The 22,729-nt window shown below is 42.5% G+C and carries 15 protein-coding genes; 9 read left to right on the top strand and 6 right to left on the bottom strand.

The window, feature by feature from the left end; translation table 11 throughout:
* Nucleotides 1–9 precede the first annotated feature (9 nt).
* The 3 genes from U5J89_RS03315 to U5J89_RS03305 all read right to left on the bottom strand — a co-directional run bounded on the left by U5J89_RS03315 (nt 10) and on the right by U5J89_RS03305 (nt 2,966).
* Complete coding sequence (locus tag U5J89_RS03315) at nt 10–1,104, bottom strand: efflux RND transporter periplasmic adaptor subunit (RefSeq protein ID WP_322574184.1); 1,095 nt, start codon at nt 1,102–1,104, stop codon at nt 10–12.
* A 38-nt stretch (nt 1,105–1,142) separates the two neighbouring features.
* Nucleotides 1,143–2,510 carry a TolC family protein gene (locus U5J89_RS03310; protein ID WP_322574183.1) on the bottom strand — a complete coding sequence of 456 codons (1,368 nt, stop codon included), beginning with the start codon at nt 2,508–2,510 and terminating at the stop codon, nt 1,143–1,145.
* 69 nt (nt 2,511–2,579) lie between these two features.
* Nucleotides 2,580–2,966, bottom strand: coding sequence for a DUF302 domain-containing protein (locus U5J89_RS03305; protein WP_322574182.1), 387 nt, complete (start codon nt 2,964–2,966; stop codon nt 2,580–2,582).
* A 249-nt stretch (nt 2,967–3,215) separates the two neighbouring features.
* Between U5J89_RS03305 and U5J89_RS03300 the strand changes: the two genes are divergently transcribed.
* The 9 genes from U5J89_RS03300 to U5J89_RS03260 all read left to right on the top strand — a co-directional run bounded on the left by U5J89_RS03300 (nt 3,216) and on the right by U5J89_RS03260 (nt 18,564).
* On the top strand, nt 3,216–4,016 hold the full coding sequence (locus U5J89_RS03300) for a GntR family transcriptional regulator (protein WP_322574181.1): 801 nt from the start codon (nt 3,216–3,218) through the stop codon (nt 4,014–4,016).
* Between the two features lie 44 nt (nt 4,017–4,060).
* On the top strand, nt 4,061–4,264 hold the full coding sequence (locus U5J89_RS03295) for a DUF2892 domain-containing protein (protein WP_322574180.1): 204 nt from the start codon (nt 4,061–4,063) through the stop codon (nt 4,262–4,264).
* A gap of 426 nt (nt 4,265–4,690) precedes the next feature.
* Nucleotides 4,691–7,900 (top strand): PAS domain S-box protein, encoded by a 3,210-nt coding sequence (locus U5J89_RS03290; RefSeq protein ID WP_322574179.1) that lies wholly within the window; start codon nt 4,691–4,693, stop codon nt 7,898–7,900.
* Entirely contained in the window at nt 7,893–8,549 is a 657-nt protein-coding gene (locus U5J89_RS03285; RefSeq protein WP_322574178.1) for a response regulator transcription factor, read from the top strand. Before U5J89_RS03290 ends, U5J89_RS03285 begins: the two co-directional genes overlap by 8 nt.
* A 1,039-nt stretch (nt 8,550–9,588) precedes the next feature.
* A complete protein-coding gene (locus U5J89_RS03280; RefSeq protein WP_322574177.1) occupies nt 9,589–9,978 on the top strand; it encodes a hypothetical protein in 390 nt (129 codons plus the stop codon).
* 107 nt (nt 9,979–10,085) lie between these two features.
* Complete coding sequence (locus U5J89_RS03275) at nt 10,086–12,269, top strand: PAS domain S-box protein (protein ID WP_322574176.1); 2,184 nt, start codon at nt 10,086–10,088, stop codon at nt 12,267–12,269.
* 334 nt (nt 12,270–12,603) lie between these two features.
* Entirely contained in the window at nt 12,604–13,842 is a 1,239-nt protein-coding gene (locus U5J89_RS03270; protein ID WP_322574175.1) for a glycerophosphoryl diester phosphodiesterase membrane domain-containing protein, read from the top strand.
* A 191-nt stretch (nt 13,843–14,033) separates the two neighbouring features.
* The gene (locus U5J89_RS03265) at nt 14,034–17,219 is read left to right on the top strand and encodes a S41 family peptidase (protein WP_322574174.1); all 3,186 of its coding nucleotides are present in this window, start codon (nt 14,034–14,036) and stop codon (nt 17,217–17,219) included.
* Nucleotides 17,220–17,523: 304 nt separating this feature from the next.
* Nucleotides 17,524–18,564, top strand: coding sequence for a zinc-dependent alcohol dehydrogenase family protein (locus tag U5J89_RS03260; RefSeq protein WP_322574173.1), 1,041 nt, complete (start codon nt 17,524–17,526; stop codon nt 18,562–18,564).
* A 134-nt stretch (nt 18,565–18,698) separates the two neighbouring features.
* Here U5J89_RS03260 and U5J89_RS03255 read toward each other — a convergent pair whose 3' ends face one another.
* From U5J89_RS03255 to U5J89_RS03245, 3 genes are all read right to left on the bottom strand, one after another.
* Nucleotides 18,699–19,355: a metal-dependent transcriptional regulator gene (locus tag U5J89_RS03255; protein ID WP_322574172.1), complete on the bottom strand. Its 657-nt coding sequence runs from the start codon at nt 19,353–19,355 to the stop codon at nt 18,699–18,701.
* Nucleotides 19,356–19,561: 206 nt separating this feature from the next.
* Entirely contained in the window at nt 19,562–20,077 is a 516-nt protein-coding gene (locus U5J89_RS03250; RefSeq protein WP_322574171.1) for a thioredoxin family protein, read from the bottom strand.
* The gene (locus U5J89_RS03245) at nt 20,077–22,698 is read right to left on the bottom strand and encodes a PP2C family protein-serine/threonine phosphatase (RefSeq protein ID WP_322574170.1); all 2,622 of its coding nucleotides are present in this window, start codon (nt 22,696–22,698) and stop codon (nt 20,077–20,079) included. The genes U5J89_RS03250 and U5J89_RS03245 overlap by 1 nt, the downstream gene beginning before the upstream one ends.
* Between the last annotated feature and the right edge of the window lie 31 nt (nt 22,699–22,729).

Raw genomic sequence — 22,729 nt, 5'->3', positions numbered from 1 at the left:
AATTTCTATTTACTGCGTACTTACTTTTCGGCCTTCGCGGAGCGGCTGATCCACCGAAGCCACATATGATTCGCCTTCTGACAAGCCCGATAAGATCTCTACCCCATCGGCACTTTCATTACCAAGGCGAACCCAGCGAAGCACAATTTCGGAGTCATCATTCAGCGTGTATAAACCGGTTAACTGTCCGCGCTCAATAATGGCAGACCTGGGCACAACAATCGAGCGATCGCTCTCCGTCACCAATCCAACCTCGGCGAACATCCCTGATTTTACGCCAGCGTTCTTTTCCAAGTCGGGCAGCATCACTTCAACAGCAAACTGTCGGCTACCCCGATTACCGGACTGATTAATATTCTTCACAACTCCAATACCATCGTTGTAGCCGGCTGCTTTGATATCTACTGAAACGGTATCATCATAATTAAACAGTGAAATATTGCTCTCGGGAACCGTGATATTCACTTTCATGATGCTTTCCTGCTCAAGCGCAATAATAGGCTGCCCCGGTGTGGCCATATCTCCTTCGGTAGCCATTTTTGACACTACGTATCCTTTAAAAGGAGCCGTCAACGTCGTATAATCGAGCATATCTTCCACTTCCTGAAGCTTGCTCTCCAACGTCTTTACTTTGGCTTTGGCTATCTCGTACTGCGTGGATATATCATCCAGCTCTTTTTGCGTAGCGCTTTCCTGCTCGTGCAAATTTTTGATGCGGTTATAATTGGTCTCTACATTTTTCAGCGCTGCCTTTGCTTCCACCAAACTTGACTCGACCTGATTTTTCTGCGCCTGCAGGTTGTCATCCTTAATCTGAATCAACACGTCGCCCTTACTCACGTAGTCTCCTTCTTCAAGATCAAGCTGAGTGATTCGTCCCATTACTTTGGTACTCATGTTGACCGTGCGATCACTAATCACCGTGCCGGAAAAGCTGTGTGATGCCGTTCCCTGTACATATTCTGCTGTTTGTGTATCGACCGTTATGGGCTGATCATCTGCCGGCTTTTCACTGTCAGATGAGCTACACGAGATCCCCACCAGCATTAGCACTGCAAGTGCAGATATTAGTCTTCCTGATATGTTCATGATGCTATATTTCATTGATCTATTTGTTTAGTTGTTAAAATCTTCCGAAAAATTTAGTAAGGCATTTCGCGCTCAAGCAGCAACTCCAGTGTTGCTACACTCAAATTGTATTGATAGAGCGCATTTAATCGCTGTAATTTACTTTGCAGCACCTTAGTTTCGGCCTGCAGCAGATCAGTCGTTTTTTCCATGCCCTGCTCATAGCGATTATTGCGAATACGAAAATCCTCCTCGGCCTGCTCTACTGATGCCTCAGCAAACTGAAGCTGCTCTTGGGCCTGATCCAGCGAACGCTGGGCCTGTTGAATCTCCATCTTATTTTTGAAAAGGCTGCTTTCGTAAGCCAACTCCGCCTTTTTCAACTGGGCTTTCGATTCCATAACCTTGCCCACATTCTTAAATCCTTTAAACAGATCCCACTTGAGCGTTGCCCCAATCATATAACTGTCGCCCTGTGTACCGAAGGGCACCTCATCATTAAACTCGTAGCTGCCAAACAGATTTAAACTGGGAATAAAGTTGAACTTCGAGGACCGCTGCATCTCCTTTGCCGCCGACATTCGATATTTCATCGCCTCAATTTTGGCATTGGTTGCATTTTCAGCATCAATCATTTTATCCGAAATGCCGGGGCGCATCTGAAGGCTGTCCGTTGCCTCAATGGCGATTTCATCTTCTATATTCAGCAGATAGCGAAAATTATCCTGCACCGTCTTTCGTTGATCACGAACTTTTGACTGCCGGCTTTTGAGCTCCAACACACGAACTTTTGCCGCCAGGTAATCAGCCTTGTTGATCATATCCTGCTCGTAATAATTTTTGGCCTGACGTTCGTTTTCGCGTGCAACTTCGAGTGACTTGGTAATCACCTCATCCTGCTTCTCCATCAATTGAAGCTGGTAATAGGTATCCTTCACCTGATAGCGCACGTGTTGAATGGTGCCCTCCATCTGTTTCTTTGCCGCTTCCAACTGATTTTTTACCGCCCGGCGCTGAAAAATGGCATCGGCATTAAAGAGCGGCTGCTGTGCCTTAAAGGTCGTAGTAAAATTGTCATAAGCATCCGGATCATTTAACCGTGTTGGATTAAAATCGGCCTGTGTTACCGCCTCCTGCTTTAACTTAAATCCATAAACATTAAGCGGATCATTTGTTGAAATGCCCGTTTCCTCTATAGATAACTGCGGTAAAAACGCAGCGTTCGTCTGCCGGTATTGCGATCGTACCTTCTCCATATCCGCCTCAGCCATTCGAATTTCGAAGCTGGCCTCTTCAGTAATTGCAAGCGCCTCTTGAAGACTCATCTCCCGAACGTCTGTAGTATCATTATTAGACTGTGCCAGTATCGGCTGGAAAGAGAACACTATGACTCCGGCCATCAGCACTAATATCTTATTTGTTGTCTTGTCAATAATTCGCATTGTATTCGATCTTATTTAATGATTTTTATCCCAAAGCATTTCAGGGAGCATTGCTACCGGAGTGTTTGCTTACAGCTGGTCAATCACTTTTTGCAATCGTGATCGAACTTCATCGGCAATGGGAGGCAACTCCTCATTCTCAACTGCCTGCATCGAGGCCACCGGATTTACGGCAGAAATCTCCACCTGTCCATCCTCGTGCTCTTCCACTATTACATTGCAGGGCAACATCACTCCTATTTTATCTTCCTGCGTCAGCGCTTGGTGGGCAAAATTGGGATTACACGCACCTAAAATTCGGTACTTCTTAAAATCTACGTCTAGCTTTTTCTTCAGCGTATCGGTAACATCAATTTCGGTAAGCACCCCAAAGCCTTCATCTTTAAGCAGGGCTGTAACCGTTTCAATAGCTTCGTCAAATGATTGATCGGTTGTTGCAGAGTAAAAGTATTTCATAATACCGTTGGTTTGATTGTTTTTTGTCATGCATGAATATAGGGACAGAAACTATAGTTGTCAATACAAGTAAATACATATATTCAATAGTATTGATATATTTCTTCTATAAAAGCCTTATTAAAGCTATATTGGCTATTAGGAAGCTATTATCCCACAATACAAATAAATATACTTGTATTAACAGGTATTTGATTTAAGCATATTTTTGTTTAGCTTATAGCAAATACGATTAATAACGATGCAACTATGGATTTAAAGGAAGGCATACCACTACACAAGCAGATCAGCGATTGGTTAAAGCAGGAAATTGAAAGCGGGGCGTTAACATCTGATGAAAAATTGCCCTCGGAAAATGAGCTGAGCCAAAAATTTGATGTAAGTCGCGTAACGGTTCGACGAGCTCTGCAAACCCTTGAAAACGAGCAGCTCATTTATCGCTGTCAGGGATTGGGTTCGTTTGTAACTGATCAGCGTACGCACCGGTCCTTTTCTATCCTCAATGATTTTACCGAAGAGCTCGAAGGCTCGGGCTTGGAAGCCAGCTCAAAACTGATATCCTTTGAACAAGTTGATATCAGCGATCAAAAGGATCTACTTTCGTATCTTGATATTGAAAACAAAAAAATAGCCGTTCAATTAGAACGTGTTCGCCTGGGTGACGGGGAACCTATTGCCTATGACATCACCTGGATGCCCATATTTTACGGACAGCTTATTGAAGGATACAATCTTGAAGAAGCAACGATCTTTAAAATTCTGGAAGATGAATTCGATATCCCCATTGAAAAAGGATGCTATCGCATTGAAGCATCGATGGCAGACGAATCATTGGCTGAGCACTTAAAAGTAGATCCGCAAACACCCCTGCTTTTGATGAATCGCATCTCCTACACGATCGGAGAGAAACCGGTATATTACCAAAAGCGATATTACCGGAACGATAGAATGGTATTTGAACTTATGGCTGAACGGAGACCAACTAATACGAATAGTGATGAGGAACTGCCGTTTAAAGAAATGATTCCTGTTTTTCGAGACAACAAATAATGTATTTCCCAAACAATCCCAATAAACCATTCGAGGTAATAATTATGAAGAAAAATATGGGAACGATCGATCGGCTAATCAGAACTCTGCTGGCTATATTAGTAGGCGTGCTGTATTACGTTGATGTTATTTCGGGCACTACTGCTATCATTTTAGGAGCATTGGCTATTATCTTTTTGCTTACCAGCCTTGTTAGCACCTGTCCCCTTTATATGCCGTTTGGACTATCAACACGAAAGAAAAACTAACTTTAAAAATCCCCTAGCACTACCTACGAAGAAAAGGCGGCCAATAATGGTCGCCTTTTTTATTGTCACCCTCCCCTACTGTTATTTATTAGAAGGGGTTAAATTACTATCCCATCCCGTCGCTTGTTCTAAGAAGTTTTACACGTAGGAGATCTGAATTTGCGATCGGATAAATCAACAACGCTTTAGAGTACCCATCGAATGGATTTTACAGAGGCCTCTAATAGTAATCCAAACGAGGACATAAATTATCTTGTTAAATTATTAAGGATAAGTTCTAAAACCTATAATGGCTTAATATATCCTTTACAAAGTATTAGAATCACCAGGTGAATTTTTCAATTTTTAAGAAAAGCGTTACAATACCTTTAAATATTTGGATTGGGATCGATATTGCCTCAAAAGCTATAATACATCTTGGAGAAATTGCCTGAAAAAACAAATGACATATCGCTATCTCCCCTTAAGATAACCGTTATTTATCTTATTGTAGCTGCACTTTGGATTGCCTTCACCGATCGCTTGGTTGAATCACTGGTGAGCGATACTCATGCCCTGTCTATATTACAAACCTACAAGGGCTGGTTTTATGTTTTTCTAACAGGAGCCGGCTTATACTGGCTGATCAAAAAGCACGATCAGCAGCTTCAAACAAAAGAAGTGAGGCTCGAAAACTTGCTGGCGGATATACAATCTGAAAAGGAACTCAAAGACGTTTTATTTGAACGTATTCCCGTACTGATTACCATTTACGATCCCGACCTCGAGACCTTTGAAGTAAACAAAGAGTTCGAAAAAGTAATTGGATGGTCGAATGAAGAAATTGAAGAACAGGAAATTGACCTACTCGAAGCTTGCTATCCAGATTTTGATACCCGGGAAGAAGCTGTTCAATTTATGAATAGTCCGGGCGTGGGCTGGAGGGAAATTGATACCAACACAAAATCCGGTCAAAAAATACCCATCTCATGGACGAACGTTCGCCTTACCGATAACACCTCCGTCGGTATCGGAATAGACATGACGGATATCAAAGCCTCCCAAGCCAAGATGCGTAAATCTCGGGAAATGCTGAAAAAGATTTTCGAGAGCATGCAGTCAAGCCTGATTATTCTTGATTTCGAGAGCCGTACCATTGTGGACTGTAATGAAAGTACCGAAGAAATGTTCGGTTACAGCAAGGAAGAGCTTGAAGGCAGTTCAACTCGAATGCTCCACGTCAGTGATGAGACATTCGAGGAATTTGGCAGGTTAAGTGATCAGCCTTTATTAGAAAAAGGTGTATTTCAAACTGAATTCCAGATGCAGCGAAAAGACGGAACCATTTTTCATTCCGATCATACCGTAACGCTGGTTTATGATGAGGACGGAGAAATTGATAAAGTGGTAAGCGCTGTACGGGATATTACCGAACAAAAAGAATACCAACAAAAACTTGAAAGACGGCAAGAACGGCTGCAGCGATCGCAGGAAATAGGTGAAATAGGCGACTGGGAATTGAATACTGAAACCGAGGACATTTACTGGTCGACCATGATGTACGAAATTTTTGAACGCGATCCCGAGCTGGGTCCTCCCACCTTCGAAGAGCTGCAAACCAATTACTACCAAGAACAAAGCAAAAAACACAATCGGGCTGTACAAAAAGCCGTTGATGACGGTCAGTTATATGATATTGACCTACTCCTGCAAACTGATCAGGGAAACAAAAAATATATACGGACAATTGGAATTCCTGTGAAAGATGAATCGGGAAATGTCATAAAACTCCGGGGAATCATACAGGATATAACCGAGCGGAAACAAGTCGAACTAGCGCTAAGTGAAAGTAAAGAACGCATTCAAAATATTACGGATAATGTACCGGGCGTCGTATTCCGATACATTTTTGAACAACAGGGCTCGGATAAATTGGAATTCGTAAGTAAAGGAGCCCAGAAAATTTGGGGTGTTACTCCTGAGGAAGCTCAAAATAATAATTCATTAATATGGCAAAAAATTCATCCATCAGATATTGATCGTGTTCAGCAATCAATTCAGGAATCAGCTCAAACACTCAATACGTGGAATGAAGAGTGGCGCTATATTATGCCGGACGGATCGTTACAATGGCAAAATGGGATTGGAATTCCAAGTAAAAAACAGGATGGGAGTATAGTTTGGGATTCAATTATCCTTGATATCACAGAGCGAAAAAATATTGAGCAAGAGTTATCAAAAGAAAAACAGCGGTTCCAGCTCGTTGCCAAAACTACCAGCGATGTTATTTGGGACTTAGATCTGACAGATGATACTATTTGGTGGAGTAAGGGATTCGAAAAGCATTTTGGTTATAAACTAAAGCAGTTGGCCGATGACCTCTCATCATGGACCGACCACATTCACCCGGAGGATAAAAAGAGAGCTACTGAAAGCCTGCAAAAGGCTCTGGATAGCAAAGATAAATTCTGGGAGGAACAATACCGCTTTATCCGGGCAGATAATTCCATTGCTCATATTGTTGATCGGGGCATTATTATGAGGGACGAAAAAGGCGAAGCTACCCGCATGGTGGGAACCCTTAATGATATCACCGAACGCAAAAAGGCCGAGCAAAAACTCAAGGAATCGGAAGAAAAATACCGCCACATTTTCGAAAACAATCCCGAACCAATGTGGATCTACGATCCCGATACGCTGGAATTTATGGAAGTTAATCAGGCGGCAGTTGATCACTATGGATATTCAGAACAAGAGTTTCTCAATATTTCACTCACCGAAATTCGTCCCGCTGAAGATATCGAGAAATTAAAAAACATCGTAGATAAACATCGGAGCGACGAAACCTATTCCGGGGAATGGAGACATCATAAAAAAGATGGGACGCTAATCTATGTGGAAATAACGGCCACAAATATCCAATACAGAGAAAGTACTTTTCGATTGGCGCTCATCCACGATATAACCGAACAAAAACGCATGCAGGAAAAGATCATTCAGTCTGTTATTGAGGGCGAAGATCGGGAACGAAAGCGTATTGCGCACGAACTACACGACGGGCTCGGACAGTACCTGGTAGCAGCCAGCATGAACCTGCAATCCGCCAAATCTGATATTGATAAGTTAAGCAAAAAACGACAAAACCAGTTTGAAACGGGGATATCGCTTCTTAAAAATGCCCTTTCCGAAACCCGAAGTATTGCCCACAACCTAATGCCGCAAGCTATTTCGGATTATGGACTTATCGCTGCCCTCAAAAATCTCATTAACAATTTTAGCAAAAGCACAAACATCAATTTCCAGTTTAACCACAATTGCGATGAGCTAAGGCTCAACGATCAGGCTAAAATCAATATCTATCGTATTTTTCAGGAAATCATTACCAATGCCATTCGTCATGCAGAATGCTCGAAAATAGATATTCAATTGCAACTAAAGGACGATTCACTTAAACTGATGGCTAAAGATAATGGGATTGGGACGCAGCTGGATGAACTAGATGAAGAGGCCGGCTTGGGATTGCGGAGCATTAAAACAAGAGTAAGCAGCCTCAAGGGATCCCTTGATATCGAGTCGGAACCCGGCGAAGGGATGCAAACTATAATTACCATTCCACACATTAACCACCTGAAATCCAATAATTCGGATCATGGCTAATATCAATATTTTATTGGCGGACGATCACGATATTGTCCGCGACGGGATTAGGATGCTACTGGAAGACGAAGTAGGATTCAGGATCGTATCAGAAGCAGAAAACGGTGAAGAGGCGATCAAGGCATGTAAAGAAGACGATATCGACTTGGTTATCATGGATATAAGTATGCCCAAGATGAATGGCATTGAGGCCACCGAAAAGATTAAAGAATCATCCCCCGACATTAAGGTATTGGCGCTTACCATGATGGATGAAGATCAGCACATCCGCCAAATGATTGAAGCCGGTGCCTCCGGATATATCCTTAAGAGCTCTGATAAAGTTGAGCTTGTCGATGCCATCACGACTATTTTAGACGGTAAGCACTATTTCAGTGATGATGCCACCCAAAGTGTTATGATGGATCTTGTAAAGGGCACTGCTAAAGAAAACAACAGTACTGATCCCGGAAATATTACTGATCGCGAAAAAGAAGTGCTCGAACTGATTGTCAAACAGTATACCAATCAAGAGATTGCCGAGGAGTTGTACATAAGCACCCGCACGGTAGATGCCCACCGGCGTAATCTGCTGCAAAAAACAGGCGCAAAAAATACGGCCGGGCTCGTCACCTATGCCTTTAGACATAACCTGGTAGATATTAATTGAATCTGGCAACTTTGTTAAAAAAGCTTCGGATACATCTGAGCGCCTTCTATAGTACAGCCTACGCTAGCTCAAGAGCTCTTCGATCGTCAGGTGACATCTTCAAGAGACATAACGCTTTCAGGCAGTAATCGCCTCTCGCGAAGCTTCTCATTGCGGAGACGTAGTACACACGAGCTCGAGCCTGCCATGCGCGAAGCCTCTTCCTCGTAATGACAGCTGTTTTGAATAACAACGACTGTCATCGCGAGCGAAGCGCGGCGATCTCCAAAAAGCGACTTTCTAATGTGCCGGAGTCTAATCCTTCAGCTTCTACGCGAGCAATGAAAAGGAGACTGCCGCGGTTGTTCCGCTAACGCGGACTGCCTCGCAGTGACAGCTTTTAAAACAACAAGTTGTCATAGCGAGCAAATGTAATGGAGCGTGCATGTCCCTGAAACAATTTGCGGATGCGTGATAGCAACTTGGATGATCGTCAACCTCATGCAGGAGACCTTCGACTAGTCAGGTGACACTGCTTTTAAGAAAAAGCACACCAACGCTGATGTCATGGTGAGCGCATAGGCAGACGATCTCCCTAAAACAATTTGCTAATACTTATGGGACAACCTTTATATACTACACGAACTTTTTCGAGGAGATTACCACGGTCTTCCGACAGCCGTCGGAATCCCTCGTAATGACTGCCTTTTTTGAATAACAACGACTGTCATCGCGCCGCGTCCCGGTGTAGCGGGGAGCAAAATGGAATGGAGCGGGCAATTCTCCATCAAACAATTTGCTAACGTATGAGAGGTAAGTCTTTTTGAATCTACTCAAAGAGATTACAGCGCCACAGGCTTCTTTCAACAAACTCGATTTTCAGGTTCTACAAAGCCTCTATTACAGCTAATCTTCGCACAGCCTATCTATCGGTATTTTAAATCTTTCCCCCCAACCCCTATAGGCTTTTTCACCTACTGCAAAAATAGGTGTTTAAAGCTATATCCAACTTATCTCAAAAATAGTAGGTTGAGTTATATCATCTTATTTACAATACGGCATGCACATATTACTCGTTGGCAAAACGTCTTCTATTACTACTACCATACAAACGATGCTCCGGTCGATTGATGACTGGTCGACACAGCTGCATTCAGACTTAAATGACTTCACTAAAATTAGCCAAGAAAAGTCTGATTTCGACCTTCTGATTGCCAATTTAGAGGATTTCAGGCGATCCTCTACAAAAGTAATTTCTCAAATTCGAGACCACTTTGATGTAACCCCATTACTTGTCGTTCACTCATATCATTACAGCGCACTTATTGAACCACTGATTACTGCAGGGGCTACGGGATACATCCAAAACGATATGTCAGACAGCAAGCTTATCAAAGCCGTACAAAAAGTCGCATCCGGGACGAAATGCATTATAGCAGAATCTACCTAGTGTCCCATAAGCTTTTTGCGTTATCAGAAATATAGGCTTTTCAGCTGTTTTCCGGATCCCTGCAATTGATGATTTTATGATCAGATAATCATCAGCTCAAAAGGACCATGACGAATTCAAATTTTTCCGATATCAATTTAGATACCACTTTTCTCGATAGCCTGCTTGCACATGTGGCCATCATAGATGCCGACGGCACAATTGTAGAGTACAATAAAGCATGGGAGACTTTCAATGACGATTCTACTCTAATAAAACGTGCTGATGCTGGCGTAAATTATTTTAACGTCCTACAGAAAGCTGTCGAGATGGGCGACGATTATGCACTCAAGTTTTTATTGGGATTAAAGAAGGTCTTAAATCAAGATAAAGAATCTTTTTCGCTTACTTATCCTCTGCAGTCCAAAAGTGATTCCCTCTGGTTCAAAGTTACTATTCGTCCCTGCAATAATGAGCACACGCAATTTATTATGATTCACGAAGATGTGAGCTCAACTATCCGGACCAAACACCATTTGGAGGAAACACAGAATCGATATCAAATTCAATTTGAGCAGAACCTCGACGGCATTCTAATTACCGATGCCAATGAACAGATATTGGATGCAAATCCGGCAGCCTGCAAAATTCTTGGTTGGGATTGTGAGAGCCTTATCGGCCGCAATCGCGATGAAATACTAAACGTTCATGACTCCAACTATCAAACGGCTTTGGATCAACAAAAAAAGACGGGCAGCTACCGTCTTGAAATGGAGCTGATCCACAAAGACGGACGAAAAATACCTGCCGAGGTATCCTCCAAATCTTATCGCAACAAATACGGCAAGTTGCGGAGCATCATTACTTTTAAGGATATCAGCAAACGGAAAGAAGTTGAGGAGAACCTCATAAAGAATAAACACTTTACCGAATCAATATTAGATAGCATTCCCGGCGCCTTTTTCGTTCTTAATAAAGATGGAGATTTTGTTCGCTGGAATAACAACATGATTACAAAGTTGGGTTACTCCGCCGAAGAACTCTCTGATAAAAATGTTATGGAGTTTATCGTTGAGGAGAATAAAGCTGACGTTCATCATAAAATACAAGAATGCCTTAATGGTAAGGAATTGGTCGTAGAGACAAATGTGTATAACAAAGAAGGTGAAATCCGCGATTACTATGTGAGCGCCAAGCGCTTTATTGAAGACGGTGAAAAATTTATCGTCGGTGCCGCTCTAGATATGACCCAAGAGAAAAATATTGAGCGCGAAAATAAAAAACACCAGTTGATGCTCGAGCAACTTTTTGGTAATGCCCCGGTGGGGATCACCATTGTTGATAATAACAACAACATCCAAAAAGTTAACAAGAGTTTCGAAGATATTTTTGGCTATTCCAAGGAAGAGGCCACGGGTAAAGACATCAACTCCTTGCTTGCTCCCGGCAACAAACACTCCGAAGCAAATGCTATTTCTCATGCTACCCAAAAAGGGGAGAGCCTGCAAACCGAAACTAAACGCATACATAAAGATGGTTCTGAGATCCCCGTACTTATCGGTAGCGTGCCTGTAGAAATGCAGGATGAAATTATTGCCATCTATGGTATCTACGTTGACGTTTCTACACAGCGCAATTATCGCGAAAAAATTAAAGAGACTTTACAGGAGAAAGAGGCCCTTCTCTCGGAACTGCATCACCGGGTAAAAAATAATCTGGCCCTTATCACCAGCCTTGTAGAACTGCAGCTTTTTGACGCTGAGGATGACAAGTTGATAGACGAACTGCAAAATATTAAGAATCGTATCATGACCATCGCCTCTATTCACGAGGTGCTGTATCAAAACGGTAGTTTAACCAGTATTCCCTTTACTAATTTCCTGCAAGAATTGCTGAATACACACATGGTTCAAAACCAACGGGATACGAACAATATTCATATTAACATCCCTACGGAAGAACTCTCCCTAAACATCAACCAATCTATTCCCGGCGGATTGTTACTAAATGAAATTCTCTCTCTGATATTCAATTTTACTGATAAGGAAAAACAGTCATCCATTGACATTCGGCTGCGCGAATATGGCAAACAAGTACATCTCATTATTGAGGGAGATCGCATTATCAACTGTCCCGATGAAGCGAAAAAAAGCAATTCGCTGCACAATATTCTTATAAAAACACTGGCCAAGCAATTGGGAGGAACGTTAATTTGGCCAAACCCGGGAAGTGATTATCAGAAGTTTGAGTTCTTTTTCACCAAAGAAAACGGGACCAGCCCGGCAAGCGAATACCTGGAAGTAGCTGAATAAGTAATTTCTCTACATGGCTGTGGATTTATTCAATCCACAGCCAGTTTCAACGGCAAACACAATCCCCATTGTGTTAAAAGGCAGGCCTAACCAAAGGTCTGCCTTTTTTATTAAGCTTTTTGCAAATCCCGTGTCACCCTGAATTCATTTCAGGGTCTTCAACATTAAACAGGGAAATACTTCTAAAGCCCCTTGTATAAGTTGATGGAAGAGATTCTGAAACAAGTCCTCCTACGCCAAGGCTTCGGACGACAGGTTCAGAATGACACAAAATCAAAGCTTTGCTCAAAGCCCTACATGGAACTCCTTACTCAAAATGGGTTTTTGTCGGTCAATGTTTATCATTGACCTGATGAATAAATTTATTGAGAAAATTTTACGCCCCAATCTAATTCGCTCTACCTGGCGACGAGTTATACATCTCTGGAAGCCGATGGCCGCGTGGACCATACTTGTATGGGGAATCATAGCAATTCTTTTAGCCCCTATTTCGTCTGTAGTACTGAGCCTGGAATTTTTCCGCAGTGGGCAACTTGTAATCGGAAATGAACAGCTCTTTTCCTGGTTGCTATCACCCGTTGGTGCAAGCTATATGCTACTGGGGGCTGCTCTCACTCTCACCGGATGGATTCTTCGGTTCGCAGGCATCTTTCAGATTGTAGCTGATGACATCAATAAGCAAGCAGTTGATTTTCGGGATATTATATTTCGCATCCTCAGCAAAACTCATCTATTATTTCGGCTCTGTTTGTTTATCGTGGCAACAGGACTGCTCCTTTTATTACCGCTGGCGGGGGGACTGGCGTTAATATATGAGCTGTTACTGGATACCTATGACATCAACTACTACCTTTCGTCAACCCCCATCGAATGGCACATTGCCATCATTACATCTGTAGTTTGGTTTTTAATCTGGCTGTGGTGCATCGCTTATTTATCCGGCCGGTTTCTCTTTGCGCTGCCAACGTATCTGTACAGTCAAAAAACCATTCGGGAATCATTGCGGTACGCCTGGCAAATTGGCACTCAAAAATCCAGAAAACAGCTAAAATCCATCCTTGCTGCCATCAGCTTCTGGGTAATAATTCGATTTATTGCGGATGCCATTCTTTTTGCCACATCCTTTGGGATGATCAACTGGATAAGTGACTTCGCAAATAGTTTGAGAATCATCGCCCTTGCTACAGGAATCTACCTGATGGCTTCTCTTTTACTTGATGCTATTATCTCCTTTCTGGGATTTTCGTATGTGTCAACGCTTATCACAAAGCTATACTTTCAAAATTTTCAACAGTTCAACATAACTTCGGCCCCACGCTCTCGATATAAATTCAAAAAACTCGGCTCCACTTTAAAAAAGGTCTTTCGACCACAATTGCTTTTCCCGGTAGTTGGCGCTATTGCTTTCATCAGCTTTATTTTCAGCGGCTATATGATCGAGCAGATCCCGGAGGCAAAGCACGAGCAAGTTAACATAGCAGCCCATCGCGCCGGTCCGGGTACGAGAAGAACTGCAAAATTTATCGGCAACCGAACGCCTTTTATTGCAGTTCAACCAGCTTATAGATGTTAATACAGAATAGTAAATTGGCCTACTATTAATTACGGCTCCCATACTTTATCATAATTTTAAAATTTTCCGCCTTATACCTTTGTACATTTGCTTCTGTTTAAAATCTCTTACATAATAAATTTTATTACTTTCAGATAGTTATTCATCAATTAAAAGCTACTCAGATCTATTTTTAAATTAACCGCCAGATTATGAAAAAGTTATTTCTTACCGTTGGTATCGTATGTTTACTTTTTACAGCTTCACTTGCCCAATCAGATGAACCTTTTGCCCGCTTTCCTGCTGTCAGTCCCGATGGCTCTACGATTGCCTTTTCATATCAAGGGGATATATGGACCGTCCCGGCTGAAGGTGGACGCGCCTGGCGACTGACTCTGCACGAAGCGTATGAGGCCTATCCCGAATGGAGTCCGGGAGGCAACAAGATTGCCTTTACCAGCGATCGTCATGGAAATGACGATCTGTTTGTAATGGATGAAAACGGCAGTCAGATTAAACGACTCACCTATCATTCTACCGATGACGAATTAACCGGATGGACGCCCGGCAACAGCGTTATATTCACCACCAATCGATTGTTCAACCAGGTAGAGTGGGAACCGGAAATTCATACCGTCGGTGCTGAGGGCGGAACTCCCGACCGATTTTTTGATTCTTTTGGGATGATGGCGGAGATGAGTCCCGATGGACGATTTTTAGTATTTGTTCGAGGCTATAATCGCGAATTTCGCAAGCGGTATCGCGGATCGGCAAATAAAGATCTTTGGCTCTATGACCTGGAAAACGAAAGCTATCAGCAGCTCACCGATTTTAAAGGGAATGACATGTATCCCACTTTTACCGACAGCCGAACGCTTTACTTCTTGAGTGAAAGAAACGGGGCACACAATATTCACAAAATGAAAATCAATGATGACGGCAGCCCAAATTATTCACCCATCGCCGTAACTGATTACAAAGATGATGGCATTCGCTATTTTGATATTGATGATGAAGAACAACGCATTGTTTACGAACGCAAAACCGGTCTATATACGCTAAATCCGCAAGAGGATAACAGTCAGCACTTAAAACTGGATGTTACCCAAGACCAGCGGTTTTATAATATCGAGCAGAAAACCTTTACCGAAGATGCCCAAGAGTTCGATGTATCTCCAAGTGGAGACTGGCTGGCATTTGTAATCGAAGGCGAAATTTTTGTCAAGCATAACGATCCCTCCAAGCAGCGTTCAGTCAAAGTAACGGATCATGCCTATCGCGATCGTGATGTGGCGTTTTTAAATGATTCTACGCTTATATTTGCCAGCGATCGTAAAGGTCAATATGATCTCTTTTCAATTAGGCCGTCACAAAAAGGTACCAACGATCTTTTTGAAAGTCTCCAATTTGAAACAAAGCAGCTTACCGATACGGGAATGGGCGAACGCAATCCCGTGGTTTCGCCTGACGGGAAGAAAGTAGCATTCAATCGCGGCCGCGGGCAACTGGTGGTATCAGAAATTAGCGGCCGAGACGATCTCGGTGAAGAAACTATTTTAACAGATAATGGATGGGCCGAGGCCAGTGATGTAGCATGGAGTCCAGACAACAAGTGGTTGGCGTACTCCATGCCCGATCTCGATTTTAATCATGAAATTTATATCCATCCCGCAGACAATTCCAAGGAGCCGGTCAATATAAGCAAGCATCCGCGTCCCGATACTGATCCTGTTTGGAGTCCCGACGGAAGCAAAGTAGCATTTCTGTCAAATCGCAATAACGGCGATGATGATGTCTGGTTTGCCTGGCTCAACAAACGTGACTGGCAGCGCACACAACTCGACTGGGATAAAAGTGAAAAGGCTGAAGAGGTATCCCCGGAAGATACGGTCGGAGTTAATGTATCAATCGACTTCGATGGTCTCTACAAACGATTACATCAGGTTACTTCAATGCCCGGTGACGAATCGAATATTGCAATCTCCAAAGATGGACAAACATTCTATTTTGTAGGCGACGATGCTGATGAAGACATCTACAAAGCAAAATGGGATGGCAGTGAAATTTCCGCTCTTACAGATCAAGGAGTAAATCCCTATAGCCTTCGCTTAAACACTGATTTAAATAGCCTCTATTTTATGCAACGCGGCGGTAAAATCGGTCGCTATGATCTGGATAAAAACAGCATTGAGCAACTGCCTTATCGAGCAAGCACGAAAATCAACCATAATAAACAGCGTGAGCAGATTTTTGAGGAGGCATGGCGAAAACTCAATGTCAACTTCTATGATCCAAATTTTCATGGCCAAGATTGGACAGCCCTCAAAGAACATTATAAACCATGGGCCATGCAGACCTCCACTGATCGGGATTTCGAAGACGTTGTGAACATGATGCTCGGTGAACTCAATGCCAGCCACATGGGCTTTTACGGATCGGATCGCGCCGAAACGCAAGAAACGCGCACCGGACTTATTGGCGCTGAGGTTGAGCCAGCTAACAATGGAGTTCGTGTCGTTCGCGTGGTTCCCAACTCTCCTGCTGATCGTGAGATGAGCACGCTAAATGAGGGAGATGTCATTACGGCCGTTGCAGGGCAACAAGTGGCTGAAGTAGATAATTATTACAGCTTGCTATCTGACAGAGTTGATACTCCAACTCTGCTGCAAGTCCAAAATTCTGAAGGTGAAAGCCGTGAAATTGTTATTGAACCTACCGGAAGCCTGGGAGATCAACTTTACAATGAATGGGTTGAGAAGCGTAAAGAGCTAACGGAAAAATACTCAAATGGAAAGCTGGGTTATATCCATGTTGAGGGGATGAACTGGCCCAGCTTTGAACGTTTTGAACGTGAGCTCGTGGCGACCGGCGAAGGCAAGGAAGGAATCGTTATCGACGTGCGATACAACGGCGGCGGCTGGACGACCGATTACCTGCTAACGGTGTTAAAATATCGTCAGCACGCTTATACAATTCCTCGGGGAGCGACGAACAATCTTCAAAAAAATAAAACCAAATTCCGCGAGCACTATCCCTTCGGAGAACGCTTGCCCCTCTCAAGCTGGACCGATGCCTCAATAACGCTGGCCAATCAAAATAGCTATTCCAATGCCGAAATTTTTTCTCACGCATATAAGCAACTTGACTTGGGAACATTAGTGGGAGAAACAACGTTCGGGGCAGTAATATCCACCGGTGGCGCAAGCTTAATGGGCGGATCATACATACGTTTGCCATTTAGAGGCTGGTTTGTCAAAAACACGAATGCAAATATGGATCGTCAACCCGCTGTCCCCGATGTTAAGGTGATTAATCCGCCCGATTACCGTACGGGAGTAGATAAGCAGCTTAAGCGGGCTGTTGACGAACTACTCAATCAAATTGATAACAAAGAATAAACCACCTATTACTTCGGTTAAAAAGGGATCGATCTAAAATGGTCGATCCCTTTTTTATGCACTTTTGCGAAATTCTCAGCCCTTTATATTGCACGGTTGCAATACCTTCTAACTGGTACTGTTTTTTATGATCTCTTGTCTCCCAATAAACAGCTCCTATTTACGCTCAAACGACTTTATAAAATAATTTTTGCCGGTTCATCTATGGCACATCTATTGCAGTTATAAAAGGTAAAACAAGTAATTAGGGCATCCTTAAAAAGATTATCAAGATGCTCAATTAAATATATGAGAGGTAGGTATTATGAAAGCACTCGTTTATCACGGTCCCGGCAATCGCACTTACGAAGAAAAACCAAAACCCGAAATTCAGGAAACAACTGACGCTATCGTCAAAATCACCAAAACAACCATTTGTGGTACCGACCTACATATTATGAAAGGAGATGTTCCTGCCGTTCAAGATGGAACTACGCTCGGCCACGAAGGGGTAGGTATTATCGAAGAAGTGGGTGAAGGTGTATCCAATTTCAAAAAAGGAGATCCCGTTCTCATAAGCTGTATTACCGCTTGTGGAAAGTGTGATAATTGTAAAAAACAGATGTATTCCCATTGCGAAAACGGTGGATGGATTCTCGGTCACCTTATTGATGGAACACAAGCCGAGTATGTTCGTATTCCACATGCCGATACAAGCCTGTACCACATTCCGGAAGGAGCCGATGAGGAAGCATTGGTTATGCTCAGTGATATTCTACCGACGGGATTTGAAGTGGGCGTACTTAACGGTAAAGTAAAACCGGGAGATGTTGTAGCCATTGTTGGAGCCGGTCCCATTGGTCTTGCCGCCCTGTTAACCGCTCAGTTTTATTCTCCCGCTGAAATCATCATGGTTGATCTTGACGACAATCGCCTCAAAGTATCTAAAGAATTTGGGGCTACTGATACCGTCAACAGCGGTGACGTAAATGCGGTCGACAAAATAATGGAACTAACTGATGATAAGGGAGTGGATGTTTCTATTGAAGCTGTTGGTATTCCTGCCACTTTTGATATCTGCCAGAATATTATCAAAGCCGGCGGACAAGTTGCTGTGGTAGGTGTACACGGTACCAGCGTAGACTTTAAGCTGGAAGAACTGTGGATTAAAAATATCACAATGACCACAGGGTTGGTTGACACTTATACTATCCCGATGCTTATGAAAACCGTAGGGTCCGGCAAGCTGGAACCCGAACAGCTAATCACCCACCATTTTAAATTAGATAATATAATGGAGGCTTATGACACCTTTGGCAATGCTGCTGAAGAAAAAGCCTTGAAAATAATTCTAGAAAATAAATAGATCATCCTTCAACTTATCTTTATAAAAAAGCCCGTGGATTCCTGCGGGCTTTTTTTATTATGAGTTTGGTGAAATAAACGACTCAGAGAGAATCGCTTCTAAGTTGTATTAGCAATATTCTTTCAGAAGAAATATTACATCTCAGCCACAAAAATATTTTTGGCAACATCATTGCCAACTACCTGCTCATCATTCTCAACAAGCAAGGTAACCGGTCCATCAAAAGGAGCCTTTTCTTTTACGATAATCTGTGCTCCCGGCAGCAAACCAATCTTTTCAAGGTAGCGCAATAATTCCGGATCCTGATCTTTTACCCGACTTACGATATACTTTTGCTCTGTTTCTCCCTCAACAAGAGGTTTCGCATCCATTTCGGGCATTAATCCATCTTTGGTGGGAATGGGATCTCCGTGGGGATCGTGGGTGGGATCATCAAGAAGCTGGGCAATTTTATCTTCAAAGCGTTCCGATATATGGTGCTCAAGCTTTTCGGCCTCATCGTGCACCTCATCCCAGGAATAACCCATCACCTCCAACAGATACAGTTCAAGCAGACGATGGTGACGTATAATCTCGAGTGCAATCTTCTTGCCCGAATCCGTCAGACGCGCTCCTTTATATGACTGATAATCGACTAATCCCATCTTATCCAGCCGCTTCACCATATTGGTTGCCGACGCCGATGACACATCCAGTGAATTTGCAATCTTCGTTGTTGATGCCCCTTTGTCTTCTGTTTCCAGCGTATATATCGCCTTCAGATAATCTTCAACAGCCTGACTTAGTACCATCTCAAAAACTTTTTATACTTTATTTCTATTGCTTTAATATATAGAATATCTCATTGAGGCCTTTGCAAAACCCGGAAAATTAAGATTGTCATTGCGAGCTTGATAAGCAATCTCCCAATCAGAGTTAATAAAAGGAGATCGCCGCATTACATTCGCGATGACAGTAAGGTTTTTCAAATGCCTCTCAATGTCTTTACATTGCCACACTATCGATTAATATCCACTCCATGTTTCTTCAGGTATTGTTTAAACGATTGTTTCCCCGTTAAATCTGACCCCACAAAAGCCACAAGTTTATCAAAAATATTGGTCGGCAAAAATCCGGGCTGTCTCCCAATGGTGTTACCATCCTGATCCAGGAAAATAAATGTGGGCGTAGAACTAACCCTGAACCGCCGGGCCAATTGTCGTTCGGTGAGGGAACTGCCATTAAATACAATTTTCCGATCCGACTCGATATCAACCTTAACGGGATAAAAATATTTGTGCAGACTATCCTGCACGGTCTGTTTGGGGAACACCTCTTTGTGCATTTTTTTGCAATATCCACACCACTCGGCTTCGGCAAACAGCATCACTTTTTTACCATTTTCTTTGGCCAGCTCTTGGGCTTCGGAAAGTGATTTCCAATTAATATCCTGCTGCGCTGTAGCAGGAAACACTCCAAAAAGTAATACAAATAAGCCAATGAGAAATCCTCTTAAACTCCATGCAAATTTCATTAATGGACCCTATTTTTTTTCTGATCTTTCAATTTCATAACCATTATGGTCATATCATCGTGCTGTTTCGCCTTGCCAATAAATGAGCCTACATCTTTAGCTACCAGGTCTAAAATTTCTTTAGCGGATTTACGGGCATTCCGTTTTATCATCATATTTAACCGTTTTGTACCATAAAATTTTTCAGACTCACTCATAGCTTCAACAATTCCATCGGTGTAAAGGACAAGCACATTCTTATCCTCTATAGATAACTCAACCTCTTCCAAATGCTCATCAAAACGATCTTTCGACAATCCAATACCGATTCCTTTGGGTTTTAACTCTTCTAAATTCGTATTGTTGCCGCCCACTCTCAATATTGGATTATGACCGGCACGAGCAAAACGAAACGTTCTCTTTTTTAGATCTATAATCCCATACACTAACGAGATAAATGTTCCTCGCTGGGCATTCTCATAAAACAATCGATTAACTCTTTTCAGAATCTCGGCCGGGGAATCTATTTCATGACAAAGGCTTTGCAATATTCCTTTAATGAAGGTCATATAAAATGCAGCCTGAATTCCTTTGCCACTCACATCTCCAATTGTTACTGCAATACGATGATCATCCAGTTGAACAAAATCATAATAATCACCGCCTGTCTCATATGCCGGCTTACAAATTGCCGCTAAATCCAAATTCTTAAACCGCGGGGTTTCTACAGGTAAGAAAGACTGTTGTACATCACGCGCAATTCTAAGTTCCTGTTTAATTCGCTGTTCCTGGGCCAGCTCTTCTACATATTCGGGTACATACCCTGAAAGGGACTGCTCTTTATCTCCCTTGACTATGAATAATACGGCTGCAACAGCATTACTAAAAAGAAAGATTAGCAACAGAATAAATGCCGACAGATCCGGTGAACCACTTACAATCCAACCGCTTGAAGATTCAAGCATTAATACAAAGATAAAATGGGTAAAAAAGACCGTCAGAATATCCCACTTTAGAAAAATAACGGTGAAAACGATGCCCAAAATCCCAAAAAGTATCATCTCCTGCATAGTCGGACCAACATTTTGGAACGTAGGTATAATCAAAATAACACCAAGAATGATAACTAATGAGGAAAGCCACTTTCTTTTATGAGAACCATAAAATTGTGTTGCTGCAACAGCAAAAATGCACAATGCAAATAATAAGCTAAACCAAAAACTGTTTAGAAAAAGATAAATAGGTGACCAGGCTGCTTCATGGGCAAGAAAAGTGCGTTCGACTTCAAAAAACAAATTGGGAGCAAAAGAGAGCGCAATGGTCCAAATCCCACATACTATAAATGCCAATACCATCGATCGCAAAATCATTTCCCCGATAGGCTTATTAAAAAAGCTTCCCTGGCGGAGATAATCATAGGTGTACAATTTTTGGGGCCAGTATTGACGCATAATCGAATCCCCGACAGCAAAAAGGGCAAACACCCCTACCGATGTAAAAGCACCGGAAAACCCCATTTGAAGTGCCAATCCCAGCAAGTCCACCGACTGCCCATTTCCACTCATCAATGTACTTGTTTCCCATTCTTGTAAAAAGATTGTTGCCGGCACGGTCAAACCTGTCAAAATACCGGCAATCAAGGCCGATTGCGTATCAATTGCGCGAGAACGAATCCGGAAATAAAACAGAACTATCAGGACAAGGGCAAAAATTAGTATCATCGATAACCTGCTAATTTCTAACAGACCCGGCATATCGGATTCAGTACTATCCGGATTATAGTTGGCATCAAAGTTTAATAACGCTCCGCTGGAAAGAAGACGGGCATTAATCCGGACATCTTGGCCCATTATAGGAGCTGCTGCATCAACAGTCACATCTGCAACAGCTTGAGAGTTGACAGTTTCAATCTGGATTTCCGAAAACTCGAATGGAGTAGTCTTCCAACCCCCATATTGCAAATAATAATCCATTAATCGTTCGATATTAACTCGTGTAAAGGTATGTGAACGATCGCTATCTTCGATATCCACTGAGTCAGAGGTCGAATAACTATTGTAATCCTCATCTAAATCAAATCGGAGCACCCTATCCCAGGCCGAATCAGGCAACGTCTTCCATAGATCTAAATCGGGCTCCGCTTCAAAAGCGTGAATTAGAGCTCTGCGATGTACAGGGCGATTCGGAAGACTATTCTCAGGATTAAAAAATTCAATCAAGCGTCCCTGTCCATCAAGACGTACACTTATATTTTCATTCCCATCTTCACCGGGTTGGGAGCTATTCTCTGCATTAGAAAAGTCGACATCCCAATAATAAGGATGTAAGCCCGGTGGCATAGAGTCTGATACTGTACGAATAAATGACTGGCGACCGTTATCATACTGCAAACTGTCAAGTAAGTCGGTATTACTCTGAAATCTAATAACTGATGCTTGCCGGTTATCAAGAGAATATCCTAAATCACGAACAACCTGATTGGCCTTTACTTTGACCGAATCCTGGCTCAATGTTGTTGAAATAATACTACGCGGCTCCTGTGATGGATAGTTCAAAAAAAATCCAAACACACATAACAATCCCACTGCAATAAAAACAAAGTCCCCGACTCCAAATGCAGTTTTTTTATGAATAATTGACATGCAGTTTTTTTATGTAAAATATTACTTTTGT

Origin of the sequence: Fodinibius sp. (assembly GCF_034521915.1) — a bacterium.
GTDB lineage: Bacteria > Bacteroidota > Rhodothermia > Balneolales > Balneolaceae > Fodinibius.
Note: the sequence above shows the minus strand (reverse complement) of the source record. Positions and strands in the feature narration are given on the sequence as shown.